Origin of the sequence: Staphylococcus sp. URHA0057, assembly GCF_000620265.1 — a bacterium.
Classification (GTDB): Bacteria; Bacillota; Bacilli; order Staphylococcales; family Staphylococcaceae; genus Staphylococcus; species Staphylococcus pasteuri.
Genome location: NZ_JHVS01000001.1, coordinates 507,070 through 523,865 on the forward strand (window position 1 = coordinate 507,070; position 16,796 = coordinate 523,865).

21 protein-coding genes and 2 tRNA genes are annotated in these 16,796 nt (G+C 29.6%); 10 read left to right on the forward strand and 13 right to left on the reverse strand.

Annotated features, from left to right (window positions below):
* Positions 1-83: 83 nt before the first annotated feature.
* Positions 84-503, reverse strand: coding sequence for a MarR family transcriptional regulator (locus N524_RS0102325; RefSeq protein ID WP_029055549.1), 420 nt, complete (start codon positions 501-503; stop codon positions 84-86).
* Between the two features lie 153 nt (positions 504-656).
* Between N524_RS0102325 and N524_RS0102330 the strand changes: the two genes are divergently transcribed.
* Both N524_RS0102330 and N524_RS0102335 read left to right on the forward strand, forming a co-directional pair.
* Positions 657-1,664 carry an acyltransferase family protein gene (locus N524_RS0102330; protein WP_017638077.1) on the forward strand — a complete coding sequence of 336 codons (1,008 nt, stop codon included), beginning with the start codon at positions 657-659 and terminating at the stop codon, positions 1,662-1,664.
* Positions 1,665-1,802: 138 nt separating this feature from the next.
* Positions 1,803-2,984, forward strand: coding sequence for an aminotransferase class I/II-fold pyridoxal phosphate-dependent enzyme (locus tag N524_RS0102335; protein WP_017638076.1), 1,182 nt, complete (start codon positions 1,803-1,805; stop codon positions 2,982-2,984).
* Positions 2,985-3,062: 78 nt separating this feature from the next.
* Here the strand turns inward: N524_RS0102335 and menB are convergent, their stop codons facing one another.
* From menB to N524_RS0102355, 4 genes are read right to left on the reverse strand one after another with little or no spacing between them, the layout of a single operon-like run.
* Positions 3,063-3,881, reverse strand: coding sequence for a 1,4-dihydroxy-2-naphthoyl-CoA synthase (menB, locus tag N524_RS0102340; RefSeq protein WP_017638075.1), 819 nt, complete (start codon positions 3,879-3,881; stop codon positions 3,063-3,065).
* A complete protein-coding gene (menH, locus tag N524_RS0102345; protein ID WP_029055550.1) occupies positions 3,874-4,686 on the reverse strand; it encodes a 2-succinyl-6-hydroxy-2,4-cyclohexadiene-1-carboxylate synthase in 813 nt (270 codons plus the stop codon). Before menH ends, menB begins: the two co-directional genes overlap by 8 nt.
* Entirely contained in the window at positions 4,673-6,346 is a 1,674-nt protein-coding gene (menD, locus tag N524_RS0102350; protein WP_029055551.1) for a 2-succinyl-5-enolpyruvyl-6-hydroxy-3-cyclohexene-1-carboxylic-acid synthase, read from the reverse strand. The genes menH and menD overlap by 14 nt, the downstream gene beginning before the upstream one ends.
* A complete protein-coding gene (locus N524_RS0102355) occupies positions 6,339-7,694 on the reverse strand; it encodes an isochorismate synthase (protein ID WP_029055552.1) in 1,356 nt (451 codons plus the stop codon). Before N524_RS0102355 ends, menD begins: the two co-directional genes overlap by 8 nt.
* 175 nt (positions 7,695-7,869) lie before the next feature.
* On the opposite strand from N524_RS0102355, the gene N524_RS0102360 reads away from it, so the two are divergent.
* Complete coding sequence (locus N524_RS0102360; protein ID WP_017638071.1) at positions 7,870-8,808, forward strand: 1,4-dihydroxy-2-naphthoate polyprenyltransferase; 939 nt, start codon at positions 7,870-7,872, stop codon at positions 8,806-8,808.
* 47 nt (positions 8,809-8,855) lie between these two features.
* Here N524_RS0102360 and N524_RS0102365 read toward each other — a convergent pair whose 3' ends face one another.
* The gene (locus tag N524_RS0102365) at positions 8,856-9,407 is read right to left on the reverse strand and encodes a GNAT family N-acetyltransferase (RefSeq protein WP_017638070.1); all 552 of its coding nucleotides are present in this window, start codon (positions 9,405-9,407) and stop codon (positions 8,856-8,858) included.
* Positions 9,408-9,623: 216 nt separating this feature from the next.
* Here N524_RS0102365 and N524_RS0102370 point away from each other — a divergent pair, with 216 nt between their 5' ends.
* Both N524_RS0102370 and N524_RS13775 read left to right on the forward strand, forming a co-directional pair.
* Positions 9,624-9,836 carry a TM2 domain-containing protein gene (locus N524_RS0102370; RefSeq protein WP_017638069.1) on the forward strand — a complete coding sequence of 71 codons (213 nt, stop codon included), beginning with the start codon at positions 9,624-9,626 and terminating at the stop codon, positions 9,834-9,836.
* A gap of 103 nt (positions 9,837-9,939) precedes the next feature.
* The gene (locus tag N524_RS13775; protein WP_017638068.1) at positions 9,940-10,041 is read left to right on the forward strand and encodes an SAR1012 family small protein; all 102 of its coding nucleotides are present in this window, start codon (positions 9,940-9,942) and stop codon (positions 10,039-10,041) included.
* Positions 10,042-10,094: 53 nt separating this feature from the next.
* Here N524_RS13775 and N524_RS0102380 read toward each other — a convergent pair whose 3' ends face one another.
* From N524_RS0102380 to N524_RS0102390, 3 genes are read right to left on the reverse strand one after another with little or no spacing between them, the layout of a single operon-like run.
* On the reverse strand, positions 10,095-10,700 hold the full coding sequence (locus N524_RS0102380; protein ID WP_029055553.1) for an FMN-binding negative transcriptional regulator: 606 nt from the start codon (positions 10,698-10,700) through the stop codon (positions 10,095-10,097).
* A 16-nt stretch (positions 10,701-10,716) separates the two neighbouring features.
* Positions 10,717-11,226 carry a GNAT family N-acetyltransferase gene (locus N524_RS0102385; protein ID WP_037555483.1) on the reverse strand — a complete coding sequence of 170 codons (510 nt, stop codon included), beginning with the start codon at positions 11,224-11,226 and terminating at the stop codon, positions 10,717-10,719.
* A gap of 15 nt (positions 11,227-11,241) precedes the next feature.
* Positions 11,242-11,694, reverse strand: a complete 453-nt coding sequence (locus tag N524_RS0102390; protein ID WP_029055555.1) for a MarR family winged helix-turn-helix transcriptional regulator — start codon at positions 11,692-11,694, stop codon at positions 11,242-11,244.
* Positions 11,695-11,996: 302 nt separating this feature from the next.
* Here N524_RS0102390 and N524_RS0102395 point away from each other — a divergent pair, with 302 nt between their 5' ends.
* On the forward strand, positions 11,997-12,353 hold the full coding sequence (locus N524_RS0102395; RefSeq protein ID WP_017638419.1) for a DoxX family protein: 357 nt from the start codon (positions 11,997-11,999) through the stop codon (positions 12,351-12,353).
* 70 nt (positions 12,354-12,423) lie between these two features.
* The gene (locus N524_RS13780; protein WP_259677261.1) at positions 12,424-12,558 is read left to right on the forward strand and encodes a hypothetical protein; all 135 of its coding nucleotides are present in this window, start codon (positions 12,424-12,426) and stop codon (positions 12,556-12,558) included.
* 705 nt (positions 12,559-13,263) lie between these two features.
* On the opposite strand, the gene N524_RS0102405 is transcribed toward N524_RS13780, so the two are convergent.
* The 3 genes from N524_RS0102405 to N524_RS0102415 form a co-directional block, all read right to left on the reverse strand.
* Positions 13,264-13,352, reverse strand: a tRNA-Ser gene (locus tag N524_RS0102405).
* 1 nt (position 13,353) lies between these two features.
* Positions 13,354-13,428, reverse strand: a tRNA-Asn gene (locus N524_RS0102410).
* A 148-nt stretch (positions 13,429-13,576) separates the two neighbouring features.
* Complete coding sequence (locus N524_RS0102415) at positions 13,577-14,146, reverse strand: competence protein ComK (protein WP_017637366.1); 570 nt, start codon at positions 14,144-14,146, stop codon at positions 13,577-13,579.
* A 217-nt stretch (positions 14,147-14,363) separates the two neighbouring features.
* Between N524_RS0102415 and N524_RS0102420 the strand changes: the two genes are divergently transcribed.
* The gene (locus tag N524_RS0102420) at positions 14,364-14,582 is read left to right on the forward strand and encodes an IDEAL domain-containing protein (protein ID WP_017637367.1); all 219 of its coding nucleotides are present in this window, start codon (positions 14,364-14,366) and stop codon (positions 14,580-14,582) included.
* 78 nt (positions 14,583-14,660) lie between these two features.
* On the opposite strand, the gene N524_RS0102425 is transcribed toward N524_RS0102420, so the two are convergent.
* Positions 14,661-15,647 (reverse strand): lipoate--protein ligase, encoded by a 987-nt coding sequence (locus N524_RS0102425; protein WP_017637368.1) that lies wholly within the window; start codon positions 15,645-15,647, stop codon positions 14,661-14,663.
* Positions 15,648-15,850: 203 nt separating this feature from the next.
* On the opposite strand from N524_RS0102425, the gene N524_RS0102430 reads away from it, so the two are divergent.
* Both N524_RS0102430 and N524_RS0102435 read left to right on the forward strand, forming a co-directional pair.
* A complete protein-coding gene (locus tag N524_RS0102430) occupies positions 15,851-16,036 on the forward strand; it encodes a YkvS family protein (protein ID WP_002450747.1) in 186 nt (61 codons plus the stop codon).
* A gap of 5 nt (positions 16,037-16,041) precedes the next feature.
* Positions 16,042-16,644: a CPBP family glutamic-type intramembrane protease gene (locus tag N524_RS0102435; RefSeq protein ID WP_017637369.1), complete on the forward strand. Its 603-nt coding sequence runs from the start codon at positions 16,042-16,044 to the stop codon at positions 16,642-16,644.
* Positions 16,645-16,796: the final 152 nt, after the last annotated feature.

A 16,796-nucleotide genomic window follows, 5' to 3' on the forward strand; every position in this document is an offset into this window, starting at 1 on the left:
TATTTCAATAGAAATTGCTTTCTTTATATTTATTAAATCTATAAATCATTGACTCACGACATTTTTAATATCTTTATCATCCATTAATGAAAACTATGGCGACTATTTAACTTGTTTAATAATTGATTTAAACTTTCGATTTCGTTTTCTGATAAGCATTGACATCTAGCCTCTATTAATTCACATCGAGCAGTATTTATCTGCTTAATTAATGCTCGTGCTTCCTCTGTAAGAATTAATTCCTTACATCTTAAATCTTCATGTGACTGCTGACTTGTAATATATCCTTTCAATACAAGTTTTTTAATCCATCGTGACACAATCGATTGTTCTCGACTAATCTTCATTGTTAAATCATATTGTGATAAACGGTCGTAATTATACAGTATTCGTAATAACTCTAATTGTTCTGATGTAATGTCTGTTCTTTGTCCAAAGCGTCGGTTAACTATATTCAAATCGTTGTTAGTAAGTGTAATAAGTTTTTCAAGTTGTTTATACATGCTGTTTCTACTCCACTTTATTTAGTTGATAATATTATATGCTTTTTTTATAAGATATACAATAGAATTTTATATTGTAGTCAAAATCGTTGCATTATCGCCATAAAATATAATAAATTAAGTACAGTTAAACAATAAAAAGGAGACATATTTATGCCTTCCATTAAGGACAGGGATTATTTTTTTGATAATGCCCGAGCGATACTTATATTTTTAGTAGTGTTTGGACATCTATTACAGCCGTATACTTCAGAAGATAAAAATTTATCAGCACTATATCTAGTTATTTATAGTTTCCACATGCCAACATTTTTATTTATATCAGGTTACTTTGCTAAAAATTTAGACAAACCTTATTATTTAGAAAATATTGCTAAAAAATTATTATTACCGTATTTCATATTTTTCGCATTTTACTCGGTGTATTATTTTTTAACTGGAAAAAGCGATAGTTTACAATTAGATCCATTCAACCCTGTATTTGCATTATGGTTTTTATTAACGTTATTCTTCTTCCATGTCGTTTTAGTTATTGTAAGAAGATATAATCCATGGATTGTTCTTACTATTTCCATTGTTTTTTCAGTATTTGCCGGTTATTCGGCTAACATTGATGAATACATGAGTATTTCTCGTACCATTGTATTCTTCCCAATTTTCTATTTAGGTCATTTATTTACTAAAAACCAAAGTATGGTGTTAAGAAGTAAAAAATGGGTGCCTATCTCCATTCTTGTATTTATACTTTACTTTGTAGGTTATTATTTACATCCAATTAATTCTGATTGGTTATTGGGTAGCACACCTTACACTTCATTAGAACAAAATGCCGAAGACGTATATAGTCCACTGAAACGTTTACTATTGTATGTAGTTATATTAGTTTCGATGTTTGCATTCTTAAATTTAACATCTCAAAAATTACGTTTTTATACCTATATTGGTAGTAGGACAATGTATGTCTATTTATTACATGGTTTAATTATTGGTATTATTCGTGGATTTGAACTCTATCCATTTAAATCGCCAATTTCTGTATTTACTTATCTATTTTTATTTATTACATCTGGCATTATAGTTTATATCTTATCGAACCGGTGGATATGTAAATGGACAAATCCAATCATAAACTTAAAATCCCCTTCTAAATTCAAAGGGTAATGTTTATTATAAAATTAATTCGTATACCAAAATGTAGTGCTTAAAATATGTTATGATTGTAATAATTTGAAAGAATTATACGACATTTCAAACATTAAAAGTACTATATTTTGGTATTTTTTAGAGGAGTAATGATTTATGAAATTACAATTAAATGAGCAGTCAAAATTTTTAAAAGCACCTAGTATTCGACAATTTTCAAACCGTATGAAAGATATTGATGATTGTATCAATTTAACAATTGGGCAGCCTGATTTTCATATGCCAGAAGTGGTAAAAGACGCTTACATCAAAGCCATTAAAAATGACCAAACAAGTTATTCTCACAATAAAGGGATCATAGAAGCTAGACAGGCTATAAGTAATTATTATCAAAATAAATATGGTTTCGAATATAGTGTTGATGAAATAATTATGACTAATGGTGCTAGTGAAGCTTTAGATACTACATTGCGTAGTATTATCAATCCAGGAGATGAAATTATCATTCCAAGTCCTACATATGCGGGCTATATCCCTTTAATTCAAACTTTAGGTGCTGTGCCAAAATTTATTGATACTACCGAAACATCTTTCAAAATCACACCAGAATTGTTGAATCAATATATCAATGAAAATACAAAAGCTGTTTTACTTAATTATCCTACAAATCCTACAGGCGTGACATTAAATCGTGAAGAAGTCAGCGATATTGTAAATACATTGTCTAAATATAATGTATTTATCATTAGTGATGAAATCTATGCAGAAAACACGTTTAATGGTGTTCATACTTCTTTCGCTGAATTCGATGAGATTAGAGATCAATTAATACTCATCAGTGGTTTAAGTAAATCACATTCAGCAACTGGTATCCGTGTTGGATTTTTAATTGGACCAGAATATTTAATTGAAAAATTAACTTTCATGCATGCATATAATTGCATTTGTACAAATGTTCCAGCTCAACATGCATGTATCGCTGCATTAAATGAAGGTTTAGAAGCGCCAAAATATATGAATAAAGCTTATATTGAGCGTCGTGACTATTTAATCGAAAAACTTCAAGACCTTGGTTTCGAATTAAATGCTGTACCTGAAGGCGCATTTTACATTTTCCCAAGTATAAAAAATTATACAGATGATGATTTTAATTTTTGTGTTGATGTGTTAGAAAAAGCTCACGTTGCTATGGTACCTGGTTCGTCCTTTACAGATATTGGGAAAGGCCATGTAAGAATTTCTTATGCTTATGATATGTCATTACTCAAAGAAGGTATGTCACGTTTAGAAGATTATTTAAAAGAGCAATATCCGGAACAATTTCCAACTAATAAATAAATCATAAACACAGTAAAAAACCCCTTAAAGTATGATGGCTTTAACACCATACTTTAAGGGGTTCGTTTATATCAAATCTTATGGGAATTTAGGGAATTGGTCAAAGTCAGGGTCACGTTTTTCTTTAAATGCGTCACGACCTTCTTTAGCTTCATCAGTTGTATAATAAAGTAAAGTTGCATCTCCAGCCATTTGTTGTAAACCTGCTAAGCCATCTGTATCTGCATTCATAGCTGCTTTTAAGAAACGTAGTGCTGTTGGTGAATGTTTCATGATATCTTGACACCAAGCAACTGTTTCGTCTTCTATTTGATCTAATGGAACGACAGTATTAACTAATCCCATGTCTAATGCTTCTTGTGCATTATATTGACGACATAAGTACCAAATTTCTCTTGCTTTCTTATGTCCAACAATTCTTGCTAAATAACCAGAACCATAACCAGCATCAAATGAACCTACTTTAGGACCAGTTTGTCCGAAAATAGCATTGTCTGCTGCAATAGTTAAGTCACATACTACGTTTAATACGTTACCTCCACCAATAGCATAACCACGTACCATTGCGATAACTGGTTTTGGAATAACTCTGATTAAACGTTGTAAATCTAATACATTTAAACGAGGAATGTCATCTTCGCCAACATAACCACCGTGTCCACGTTTCTTCTGATCTCCACCAGAACAGAATGCTTTATCTCCTTCACCAGTTAAAATAATAACTGATATTTTTTGATCATCACGCGCACGTGAAAAGGCATCAATCATTTCAGCTACTGTCTTAGGTGTAAATGCATTACGTACTTCTGGACGATTAATTGTTACCTTTGCAATTCCATCGTAAAATTCATATTTAATTTCATCATATTCTCTAAGTGTTTCCCACTGTCTAGTCATTTTGCTCCTCCTTTAAAAAACCTAATATTATTGTATCAAATTCCGCGCTATCTTCCACGTGAATTGTATGACCTACTTCAGAAACTATTGTTTTTCTACTATTAATAATTTGTTCATTCATCTTTTGAGCAATATTTACAAATTTCTCATCTTTTTGACCAGCTAATATAATTGTCGGTATTTGAATGTTAATAAGTGATGGCCATAAATTTGGCATTTGTCCTGTACCATAATCTCTCAAAGCTTTTGCTAACTTACTAGGATCTTGATTCATTCTGTTTTGACGAATTTGTTTTTTAACTGATTTATCTAAATCATATTGGGATGCAAATAACGGTAATCTTTCCCAATCGTTAACAAATATTTCCAGTCCAGCAATTTCTAATACTTTCGCTCTAGCATTATCAACTTGTTGTCGTTCTATCTGATCTTCTTCTTTTTGTATACCGGGCGACGTGCTTTCTAATATTAAACCTGACAATTCATTAGTACCATGTAATGCATAGTAAAGTGATACTCTACCACCCATAGAATAACCTAATAAATATTGATGATATTGATGATATTGATGATATTCACTTAATATTTGGTCTAATTGTTGACTTATATATGAAAAGTTCCATTCTTGATCCATAGGTGAATCATCATTACCATGTCCTGGCAAATCAACAGTCAATACATTAACTTGTTTAGTCAACGTATCTATATGACTATCAAATGTTGATCCATCACTAATAAAGCCATGTAACATAATCAACAATTGATTGGATGGTTTGTTGGATGAATAAAATTTATGATGTAGCATTAATTATTTCACTCAATTTCTTATATAAAATTTGATGTTGCTGTAAATTGTCTTCTCTATCAGTAATGATTTCATATACGATAGCGCCGGATTGTGAAAGCGTCATATCTTTAAATTCAGATAAAGTATTAAAACGTTTGAAATTAAATTCATATAATAATGCGGCATGTTCAAAATCCAACCCAGTTGGTGTACCAAATAAACGCTCAAAGTATTCTGATGCAGATGATTTTTGAGGTAAATATGAAAAGATACCTCCCCCATCATTATTCAATAAAATTACATTTAAGTGTATGTTATTTAATTTTGACATGAGTAGTCCATTCATATCGTGGTAAAAAGCTAAATCTCCAATTAATAAAGTAACATGTTTATGAACTGCCATACCTAATGCTGTAGATACAACACCATCAATACCATTGGCACCACGATTGGCATAGATTTCAGCTTCACTATTAAATAATAGATTATCAACATCTCTTACTGGCATACTATTACTTACAAATAATGCATCTTGTTTAGTTAGTTTTGAAATCAATTCTCCTACATAAGCCGCTTCATCAGTAGCATGTTGTAGATAATCATTTATTTCAATACGAGCTTGCTTTTCTAATGTTTGCCATTTCTCTATCCATGCTTTTCTATTAATAGGTTGGTTATTCTTTAAAGATCTGAAAAAGTCATTCGCAGATATTTCATAAGAAACATCAGGCGGTACTGGAAATACATCAATTTTATCATTATTTTGAACTAATATTTGAAACGCTGATGTATTCTTCAACCATTGATTTAACTTTTTAGATATAACAGGTTTACCAACTCTAATTACAAAATCGACTTCCCAATCCATACCAGCTCGATACAATAAATCATAAGTAGTAATAATATTAGGATGGTTATTACGTCTTAACTGACTTAGCGGATCGGCTAACACAGGTAAATCATTTTCAGTTGCATAAGATAATATTTGGTCAACTTCTTGGTGTTGCATATCACCTACTATGATTAAACCTTTATCTTTTTCTATTTTTTCTTTGATTGGCATAACATCAATCATTTTTTGATAATGTGGTAGTGTCTTAGATTCTGATTTTAATAATTCTGTTCTATCTAAATTAGGTGTTAAAGGTTCTCTAAATGGTAAATTAAAGTGAATTGGTCCTTTGTGTGGTCCAAATAAATATTGACTAGCAATTTGCATTTGATAATGAATAGTATCTAGCATGTTAGGTGTTCCATCAGCAATTGGCATATCAAATTGGAAATTCACATAGTTACTAAACATATTCACTTGATTAATTGCTTGTGGCGCTCCTACACTTCTTAATTCATGAGGACGATCACTAGTTAAGACAATAAGTGGTATACGACTAATCTGACTTTCAGCAATTGCAGGTGTATAATTAGCCGCTGCTGTGCCAGAAGTACATAATATAGCTACAGGTCTCTCGCTACCTTTTATTAAACCTAATGCAAAAAAGGCAGCGCTTCGTTCATCTGGATGAATCCAAGTTTTAATGTTTGGATGCGCTTCTAATGCGATAGCTAATGGGGTCGAACGAGATCCCGGACTAATTACAACTTCTCTTACGCCATAAGCATATAATTCTGATGCAAATGTAAATACTTGAGTTGTTAATGCTTCATTATAATTACTCATTTTCATCTACTCCTAATGCATTCATCATTGGTGAAAATTTTACTGCTGTTTCAGCAATTTCACTATCTGGATCAGAGTCTTTCACTATTCCACAACCTGCAAATAATGTTGCTTGACCGCCTTTAATTAACATCGAACGAATAGCTACTATAAATTCACAATCATCATATACATCAATAAAACCTACTGGTGACCCATATAAACCACGTGTTCCAAATTCTTTTTTCTCAATAAATTCTAATGCTTCATCTTTAGGGTATCCACCTAATGCAGGTGTAGGATGCAAACGATCGATTAAACTAATATATGAATGATCATTTAACTTACCTTCTATTTGTGTATATAAGTGATATAAATGGTCATTTTTTAAAATATTAGGTGTTTCATTGTAGTCTACATCTTCAACATAAGGTTGAATATCATTTAAGATACTTTCAACGACAAATTGATGTTCACCTAAATTCTTTTTGTCATTTAGAAAAGCATTTATATTCGCTTGATCTTCCTGTTCATCATGAGATCGTTTAATTGTTCCAGCAACAGCTTTAGTAGATAGAACTTGATTCTCAACTTTGATTAATTGTTCTGGTGTTTGTGAAAAGAAGACAGATTGATTTGATTCAAGTAAAAAGATATAACTATTTTTTTCATTTTTTAAAGCTTTAGATAAAACATATGGAATGCTGATTTCTTCATCAAATTTAATTAAACGTCTACGTGCTAAGACAATTTTCTTAGAATAATCTATACTTTCGATGGCTTCTTTAACCAAGTCACGCCATTCGTCTAAATAAATATCTTCCATTTTTGTCACATTACCTATATGCTCATCGTATGAATCTACATTGGCCTGCTCAAATTGACTAACTAATGTTTTAAAAGCATCTATATCAAATTTATCTCTTTCTGTTGTGTAAGTGATAAAATGACGTTGTCCCTCTGTTGAGATTAAAACTTCAGGTAATACAAAATGATTTAAACCGTATTCTCTCCACTCATCATCTGATTTATGTTTTGAAAATTGAAAACCACCACATAAACGTAAATGGTGTTTTTCACTATCTGGATGTATTAATTCTATATCTTTTTTTAAGGCTTCCCATTCTTTAAAGATAGACTGTTTATTTTCGAAATTATTTTTGAACTTTCGAATTGCATGATATCCGAAATATGAAGATTGATTATCGTTTAGACGTAAATAAAAACGATCACCTGCTTGTGATTCAGTTAAATGAAATAACGTACTTGGATCTATACTTTGGTTGATTTCAACTTCTACTGAGACCCAATCTTTAGAGCTTCCATATAACTTATTGACAATCTCATCTTCTTTAACGTTAACAGCCATTCATTTCACTTCTTTCTTCTATATTTACTCATTAGTATATTGTATCATTTTTCAAACTTAATTTTAGTGGAATTGCTTAATAAAGTAATGCAATTTTTCACGTGAATTGACCTTTATTAATAATTACTTTAAAATATTAATGTTAAAACTATAAAAAAATAAGAGGTTATAAATTATGGCAGATCAATATCAACAATATTCAACTGTGAAAAAATATTGGCAATTAATGAGACCTCATACTTTAACTGCTGCAGTTGTTCCCGTGTTAGTGGGTACTGCATCGGCTAAACTATATCTTCTAGGAAGCGAAGATCATCTAAAATTTAGTTTATTCTTAGCAATGTTACTTGCTTGTTTGTTAATTCAAGCAGCTACCAACATGTTTAATGAATATTACGATTTTAAAAAAGGTCTAGATGATCATACATCCGTAGGTATTGGTGGCGCTATTGTACGTAATGGTATGAGCCCTAAATTAGTTATGAACATCGCAATTGCCTTTTACATTATTGCCGCTTTACTAGGTATATTCCTCGCTTTCCAAAGTTCATTTTGGATTATTCCTATTGGGATTGTATGTATGGCGATTGGTTATTTATATACTGGCGGTCCAATTCCAATTTCTTGGACACCGTTTGGTGAATTATTCTCCGGCTTGTTTATGGGTATGATTATTATTCTTTTATCATTCTTTATTCAAACTGGAAATGTACAAGGATTAATTGTATGGTTAAGTATTCCTATCGTTATTACAATTGGTCTTATTAACATGGCTAACAACATTAGAGACCGTGTTAAAGATAAAGCAAGCGGACGTAAAACTTTACCAATTTTACTTGGTAAACGAGCATCTGTTATCTTTATGGCAACTATGTATATCGTTGCGTATTTAATTGTCATTTTCACTGCATTATTTAAATCTGGTGGATCACTCTTCTATTTATTAGTATTATTGTCATTCCCAATGCCAATTAAAGCTGTTAGAAGATTTAATAAAAACGACACACCAGAAACAATGATGCCAGCAATGGCTGCTACAGGAAAAACAAATACTATTTTCGGTATTTTATATGCATTAGGCATTTATATTAGTGCATTACTTGGCGCAATTTAATTAAATATATAGATAGTCGACAATGAACATGTTCATTGTCGATTTTTTTATTGTTTAATCATATGTTGATATATATGACCGTACAGATCAATATCGCTAACTGTTTTAAAACCTAGTTTTTCGTATAATCTTTGTGCTCTAGTATTACCATAATCGCAATTTAAACTCCATTTTTTATCGGAATGATTTTCAATCACATACTTTAATAAACTTGTGGCTATTCCTTTACCTCTATATTCCGGGAAGGTAGCAACTGTTTCGATATACATTTCATCATCTTCTGCTTCTTTAATAGGTAATGGTGTACCAAATGCTCTGATATCTTCATCGAGTGGAAGTTCAAGCCATTTCTTTTCATATTCAAGTTCATTTTCACCATCATATGCAATTAAACAACCTGCTACTTCGCCATCTTCCTCATAAACCCAAACGTTCTCATAATAACTACGATATTTAACATTGACCACACTCAATTCTAAAATATGAATAATTCGTTCTTTACTTATTTGCTTCACCATATCTAATTCCATGTCTTCCCATATCATATAACATAATTCAGCTATTCTTTTATTATCACTAGGATGCGCTTGTCTAATCATCAAATACCCTTCCTTTATTAAGTGTCTTAATTTAATTATATAGAAACTAAGCTACGATATAAACGAAAGTCATCATCTAATTTCCAATAGTTATCATGACTCATTTTAAAAATGTCTTTGTTGATATCATAATATATAACACATACCTATAATTACAGTTTAATTGAATAACTAACCCTTAATTGTTTAAAATAAAAATTAAGGAGGCAGTCAATCATGAAAGTGAACAAACTTATTTATATACTTGTAGCAATCTTTTTAGGCGGCGTGGGTGTCCATAAATTTTATGCCGATAAAGTTGGTCAAGGCGTACTACATCTCGTTTTCTTTTGGACAGGAATTCCTAGTATTGTAGCAATTGTACACGCTATTATCGTTGCATTTACTAAAAAAGCTGATAAAGATGGATATATTGTATTCGAAAGGTAAAAAATGATTATAATATTCATATAAAAATCATATCTTACATTTAAAATGTTGAAATTTGGGTATATATAACTTAAATAGAACAAAAATAAAGGGAGATTTTTTAATGATGAATATTATTAAACGCGCAATTAGAATAGTTATTACAGGTTACATTGTAAAAGCTATCCGCAATTTAATTTCAGGTAAATCAAACGGTGGAAAATAAATATTTGAGTTATGTGAAAAAGTCAGTCCTAAATGGGCTGACTTTTTGCTTTACTATAATTTTTTAAGTTCACAAGCTAAATCTTTATCATTTAATTGATCGCTTTGATTAAGATGTATGATAATATTTTCCTTTTCAGATTGAGTTCTATTTTGACTCATTTTAAATGCTGCTTCAAGTTTGTTAATTTTAACTTTAAATCCAACAATACCTTTAATTTGTTGTTTTGCTTCTTTAGATAAATTATTCCAAGTTGCACCATTAGGTCGATGGTTTTCATATTTATCAAGCATTTTAATTAATTCACTTTCTAATTCTTCAGTTGTTAATAATTGTCCTGTTCCATATGCATGAACGCTTTGGTAATCCCAAGTCGGCACATTTTCAGTATCATACCAAGTTGAAGATATATATCCATGAGACCCTTGAAAAATGATTAATACTTGCTGATTCTGATCGATCGTTTTCCATTGTTCATTACCTTTAGCAAAGTGACCCGAAATGTATAATTCATTATGTTTTTCTTCAATATTTACTGGTAAATGAGTAGCAATTGGTGTCGTTCCATTATAAGTAACTATCGTGACAAAATTATGTTCATTCATAAATGATTTAATCATTTCATAATCATGGATTTGATATTGCTTTGGAATATACATATAATTCTCCTCCCTTTTATATAGCAATAGACATTATTTCATCAATTTGTTTATCTTCTCCCATATAAAAAGCATGTTCCCCTATTTTTTCAAAGCCAAGTTTTTTATAAAATTGAATTGCTTTTAGATTGTGTTCCCAAACGCCTAACCATATTTGGTTGTATCCATGTTCTCTTGCAACCTTTAAAGCATGATTATAAAGTTCTCTTCCAACACCCATTTTTTGAAAATGGTTAAGTACGTAAATTCGTTCAATTTCAATATATTCATTACCAAAATCTTCGGTTTGTGCCTTGTTAATATTGAGTTTTAAATACCCAGCCAATTGATCTTCAACATAAATAAAATATATAAATGAATCTTCATTTTGCAATTCTTTAAGCACATTATTATCAGTGAAAGTTTGTTTCAAATAATTATCAATATCTTCATCTTTATTTTGTGGTCTAAATGTTTCATTAAAAGTCTTATACTCAATATTTTTTAATTTTTCTAAGTCCTCTTCATTACATTGTCTTATTAACATAGTAATAACCCCTTTTTAATATATTCGCTTGTTACCATTTTTAACATTTTTCCAATCCTCAGATATATTATGTTTAACTCTATTCAACATTTTTGATAATTCATCAATTTCTTTATTATTGAATCCCTCTAATGCCACTTCATTGGAATGATTGTTTTCCCTTATAATAAATGGATATAAATTCTGCCCTTTTTCAGTAGGATATAACAATTTGTTCTTTTTATTATTTTCATTATAGGTTTTATATATAAAATTGTTCTTTTCCAAATTTTTAATTGATCTTGATGCTGTAGCTCTATCAATTTTCAACATATCTACAAGTTGCTCTTGTATCATACCTGGATTTTCACAAATTCTTACTAAATAGATAAATTGACCTTTTGAAAGTTTCAAATCTTTAAATTCAATATTACTGATTGAATCTAATGCTCTTGCTATTATTCCTATATCTCTTAAAATATCTTGCAAATTCTACACCTCTTTTTATTGCATTTGCAATAATTTTACAAACTAAGAATAACACATTTATGGTATATTTACGAATTCAATATGATTTTTAGTACATGTTTCTGCGTATCTCTGAATTATTTTAAACTACCTTACCAAATGAATACTAAGTGACAAGAAATAAAAATCAATATATAATAAAATAAATTTTATAAGTAATAATATTTATAACTATATCTAGAGTTTCCTTATTAATATACATGTTAGATTAGTAAACTTATAAAGTTTAATTTTAAATCTTTATTGTTGGAGGTCATGTATCAATGAGAATTGGCATATTATTAATTAGATGGATGTTGGCAGTGTCTTTCTTAGTACATGGAACACTAAAATTCCATGATTTAAATGGAACTATTCATTTCTTAGGTTCATTGGGGCTAACACCTACAATTGCTATTTTAATGTCTATTGGTGAAGTCATTGGTGGAGTTTTTTTAATATTTGGTATCTTAACGCCTTATGTTAATGTTTTTTATATTTCTGTCATGCTTGGATCAATATTCACTTTAAAGATTACACGAGGTTATGTAAGCGGTTATGAGTTTGAAGTTATACATATTGTGATGAATATAGCTGTAATGATGAGTTATAGTTGGAAAAAATGGATTCAATTTTATTAAATAAATTAACTTGGCTGTTGTGATTTTTAATATATCAAAACAAATTATTTAAGCAAAAGGAGAATTGATTTTGCAGACACCTGAAGATAAATTGATTGAAAAAGTAAAAGAGCTACGCAAAGAATATGAAGAAAATGAATTGATGACTGAACTCATTCTTGAGTTTTTAGTTAAACAATGCGTTAAAGAAGAATATAGGAAGTAATATAACTTAGTAGTGTATTTTAAACGATTAAATTTAGAAACATTTTGATTAGAATCGAATTGAGTTGAAATAATTAACCAAATTTAATAGATTAAAGCCACGTATCAAAAGGATAACTAATAATTTTATAATTATTAAATAAATAAGATAGACTAACTGAATAGTCTATCTTATTTTTTTATTTTTTATCTTTTTTAGTTGGTGATAAAAAATATAATGGTATTAATATAGCTAATGACAACATTAAATATCGTCTTATTATTTCATAGGTATCTGTCCAAGGAATACAAATTAGGGCAACCCCTACTAATATAATTAATATGAGATAAATATGTTTTTGTCTAATAATACCACCTCTTATAAGACTGCAATAACAAATACTTGGTCTAAAAAATAAATGTTCACTAAAACAATGCTAAATATAAAGTAAATCTTATGATTACTGAATTTCTATTTTTATTATAAAGGCTTATTTGTAAACAAAAAATAAACCTGGAATGGATTTAGACCATTCTAGGCTTTTGAAGTCTAAGCCGACAACCAAACCGACAATATTGAATGAAAATTTAAATGTTGTCGAATTCGTTGACATTTTAATTCAAAACAGATTGTAACAGATTTTCACCAAAATAAAAAAGAACGTTGATTTAACAACGTTCTTCGGAAATAGTGTTAATCAGATTTCCACTGATTTTTACTAAAATACGGAAACGGAGGGATTCGAACCCTCGCGCCGCTCTCGCGACCTACACCCTTAGCAGGGGCGCCTCTTCAGCCAACTTGAGTACGTTTCCATGGCTCCGCAGGTAGGACTCGAACCTACGACCGATCGGTTAACAGCCGATAGCTCTACCACTGAGCTACTGCGGATTAATTAAATTTTATTGATATCTCTATCAAGCACAAATATTATTATATCAATATTGTACAAATTTTCAAGAGATAACTTAAAAAAATATGCGGAACATTTACACTAAATTAATATAACGTTCCACATATTATAAACTTCAACATATTTTTATTTGTCTACAAATAGGGAATAACGTGAAAGTGCTTCAAAGATATTTAAAGAGGATTTTTCATAATCAATAGGTTTATCGGGGTCATTTGATTTCATGCGGGATTGTTTATCAACCATGTAATAAAAGATAATTGCATTGGTGTATTGATGCCATAAACTGTGAAATGATATGTTCAAAATAATCGTTTCATTATTAGCAAATGTGATTTTACATTTACGATGTTTTAATTCTTTAATTGATTCAACATAATGCATGTTAATCCATAAATTTTCTTCTTGCCTGTCAGAATGTGTTGGGAAAAAATAAGTAGGAAAAATGGGTGTTAATAAAATCGGGGGTTTACTAGAAATACCTGTAATACGATTAGTTTCTGCTTTTTTACTTAAATAATTATTACCGTAAAATTTGCATGATCTTTCAATAATCTTTTGAACCTTAAATGGACTCTGAATAATTGACTTATCATACCTTAATATTTCAGAACCATTTTGCTGATTATTTTCATCATAGTTAGGTCTGATAACCATATCTCCCTTTCTAATAACGTAAATACTCTGAGTTGTCATAGGGAAAACCTCACTTTTTTTAGTTTTATTATTACCCTTAATTTTTTGAGTAATAATACATTTTTTATTTTATAACAAAATTGTGTAAAGTCAAGTTCTCCTTTCGGTGTAATAATATACATATTTCTTGATAAAAAGTCAGAAAATTCATTGATTTCAAAATTCAAAATATGTATAATATTTATATAATAAATACAATTGAAAGGTCGAGATCTTTATGAATCATAATACTCATGTGAAGCATACGACACTAGAACAATTTGTAACTACTGTTAATGATTTAGGCGTTGAACTTGTCATTGACGAAGCACTTAGAGAAGTAAGAAAAAAAGAACTGAGAACTTTAATCGATGAAGCATTAGTCAATAAAGACGAAAATGCATTCAACGAGTACATGGTAGAATATAAAAATTTGGAGGCATTACTCAGTGAATAATTTAGATTCGAGTCATTCAAAATAAGGTCTATTCCCTACTTAATTGAGCTAGAGACTAGACCTTTTAATTTATATTAATTAAGACATTAATCTTAATATTTCATTTCTATCTATATCACCAAAATAATGATATAAATCGTAATTTGCTAAAGCTTCTTCCAAGTGATTAAAGTCATGTAAACAACCTTCCAATGCATGTTCTAATTCGGTAATATCCCCTTCCCCAAAGAAATCACCAAATATTTTAGCGTGTTCTATTTTTCCTTTTTTTACATCAAATTTAATTTGAATGAAACCTCTATCAAATTTCTCTTCACGTTCAAAATTATATTTAGGATTTTTACCATAATTCCAATCCCATGTGCGGTATTTCTCATTACTGAGTTTTTCGATATTTTTCCAGTCTTCATCTGTTAGAATATATTCTTCAACTTGTTGTTCACCAAATATCGTTTTCAATATAATTTGTTTAAATTGATCAATATTAATTGGCTCATTTAAAAATTCTTCAATGTTTGCAACACGTTTACGTACTGACTTAATACCTTTAGATTTAATTTTTGCTGGATTTACTTTTAATGCATTTTGAACTTCATCTAACTCACTATTTAACATCAAAGTACCATGACTAAACATTCTATCTTTCACTTTAACCATTGCATTACCAGAAATTTTTGCAGCTCCCACTTGAATATCATTACGGCCTGTCATTTCCGCATTGACACCAAGTGATTGTAAAGCCTGCACAATAGGCTCTGTAAACTTTTTAAAGTTATGGAAACTATTACCGTCATCATCAGTGATAAAACTAAAATTCAAATTACCAGTATCATGGTAAACTGCACCACCACCAGAAATTCTTCGTACTACGTCAATTCCTTTTTCATCAACGTATGTTTTATTAACTTCTTCAATGGTATTTTGATTTTTACCTACGATTATTGATGGGCGATTAACATAAAATAAAAAATAGCTTTCTTCAGCTGGAAGGTTTTTTAAGACATATTCTTCCATAGCTAAATTCAATGTTGGATCAGTTATATTATTGTTACTTATAAATTTCATATAAAACTCTCCTTAATAGATTCTATATATGCCCTTACTTTATTTATGCCTTATTTACATTTAAAATTCCAATTATTTACTCAATAATGACAAATTTTTCATAATTTATGAATTAAATTGTAGGGTTTTTAGTGTTATTAGTTTATTTGTAGCGTAATTTTTAGTACAATATAGTCTAGCTATGAATTAAGGGAGGACTCGAAATGACTGTTGCAGAAGTAGGTAATATCGTAGAATTTTATGATGGTTTAAGAGGCCGTGTAGAAAAAATAAATGACAACTCAGTTATCGTTGACTTAACTATTATGGAAAACTTCAATTCACTTGATTTACCTGAAAAAACGGTTATTAACCATAAACGTTATAAAATTGTTGAACAAGAAGGTTAATTGAAATGAAAAAAGTTTCGAAAGCTTTGCTATGGTTTATAATTAGTTTCATAGTTTTTCATGCTATTTTACTTATCATGTGGGGCGAGCATCAAGAATACTGGTATTTATATACAGGAATTATGCTTATTGCTGGTATTAGTTATGTGTTTTATCAAAGAGATATCAAATCAAAGCGTTTATTAACCTCTATAGGCATTGGTATTATAGCCAGTATTATTTTAATTATTATTCAATTGGTTTTATCACTGATAACATCTGATTTAACCTATGCTTCATTGATTCGAGAATTAACTAAAACAGGCGTTCATTGGAAATGGCAAATGCTAATTACATTATTATTTGTTATACCATGTCATGAATTATATATGCGTACTGTTTTACAAAGTGAGTTAGATAAATACAATTTGCCTAACTGGTTATCTATTTTAATCACTGCAATTTGTTCAAGCTCTCTATTTATATATTTAGATAATTGGTCGATAGTGATATTTATTTTTATAACTCAATTATTATTATCAATCAGTTACGAATATTCTAGACGTATTGCTACAACATCAATTGCACAAATTGTTGCTATCATTTTATTATTAATTTTTCATGGATAGATTCTGATTTTATTTTTCAGAAATATTAAAACATAACATATTATAAAAGAGCTTCAAATCGGTTATAGTAACTCGATTTGGAGCTCTTTTATAATAAATAAAGTAATTTTCATTTTTACAACGTTATTATAAGTGAGAGGGTAAATATTAAA

Bases quoted from the DNA above. Each gene is read 5' to 3' on its own strand.
- N524_RS0102325 (WP_029055549.1), bottom strand. From the start codon at position 503: ATGTATAAACAACTTGAAAAACTTATTACACTTACTAACAACGATTTG.
- N524_RS0102330 (WP_017638077.1), top strand. From the start codon at position 657: ATGCCTTCCATTAAGGACAGGGATTATTTTTTTGATAATGCCCGAGCG.
- N524_RS0102335 (WP_017638076.1), top strand. From the start codon at position 1,803: ATGAAATTACAATTAAATGAGCAGTCAAAATTTTTAAAAGCACCTAGT.
- menB (WP_017638075.1), bottom strand. From the start codon at position 3,881: ATGACTAGACAGTGGGAAACACTTAGAGAATATGATGAAATTAAATAT.
- menH (WP_029055550.1), bottom strand. From the start codon at position 4,686: ATGCTACATCATAAATTTTATTCATCCAACAAACCATCCAATCAATTG.
- menD (WP_029055551.1), bottom strand. From the start codon at position 6,346: ATGAGTAATTATAATGAAGCATTAACAACTCAAGTATTTACATTTGCA.
- N524_RS0102355 (WP_029055552.1), bottom strand. From the start codon at position 7,694: ATGGCTGTTAACGTTAAAGAAGATGAGATTGTCAATAAGTTATATGGA.
- N524_RS0102360 (WP_017638071.1), top strand. From the start codon at position 7,870: ATGGCAGATCAATATCAACAATATTCAACTGTGAAAAAATATTGGCAA.
- N524_RS0102365 (WP_017638070.1), bottom strand. From the start codon at position 9,407: ATGATTAGACAAGCGCATCCTAGTGATAATAAAAGAATAGCTGAATTA.
- N524_RS0102370 (WP_017638069.1), top strand. From the start codon at position 9,624: ATGAAAGTGAACAAACTTATTTATATACTTGTAGCAATCTTTTTAGGC.
- N524_RS13775 (WP_017638068.1), top strand. From the start codon at position 9,940: ATGATGAATATTATTAAACGCGCAATTAGAATAGTTATTACAGGTTAC.
- N524_RS0102380 (WP_029055553.1), bottom strand. From the start codon at position 10,700: ATGTATATTCCAAAGCAATATCAAATCCATGATTATGAAATGATTAAA.
- N524_RS0102385 (WP_037555483.1), bottom strand. From the start codon at position 11,226: ATGTTAATAAGACAATGTAATGAAGAGGACTTAGAAAAATTAAAAAAT.
- N524_RS0102395 (WP_017638419.1), top strand. From the start codon at position 11,997: ATGAGAATTGGCATATTATTAATTAGATGGATGTTGGCAGTGTCTTTC.
- N524_RS0102415 (WP_017637366.1), bottom strand. From the start codon at position 14,146: ATGACAACTCAGAGTATTTACGTTATTAGAAAGGGAGATATGGTTATC.
- N524_RS0102420 (WP_017637367.1), top strand. From the start codon at position 14,364: ATGAATCATAATACTCATGTGAAGCATACGACACTAGAACAATTTGTA.
- N524_RS0102425 (WP_017637368.1), bottom strand. From the start codon at position 15,647: ATGAAATTTATAAGTAACAATAATATAACTGATCCAACATTGAATTTA.
- N524_RS0102430 (WP_002450747.1), top strand. From the start codon at position 15,851: ATGACTGTTGCAGAAGTAGGTAATATCGTAGAATTTTATGATGGTTTA.
- N524_RS0102435 (WP_017637369.1), top strand. From the start codon at position 16,042: ATGAAAAAAGTTTCGAAAGCTTTGCTATGGTTTATAATTAGTTTCATA.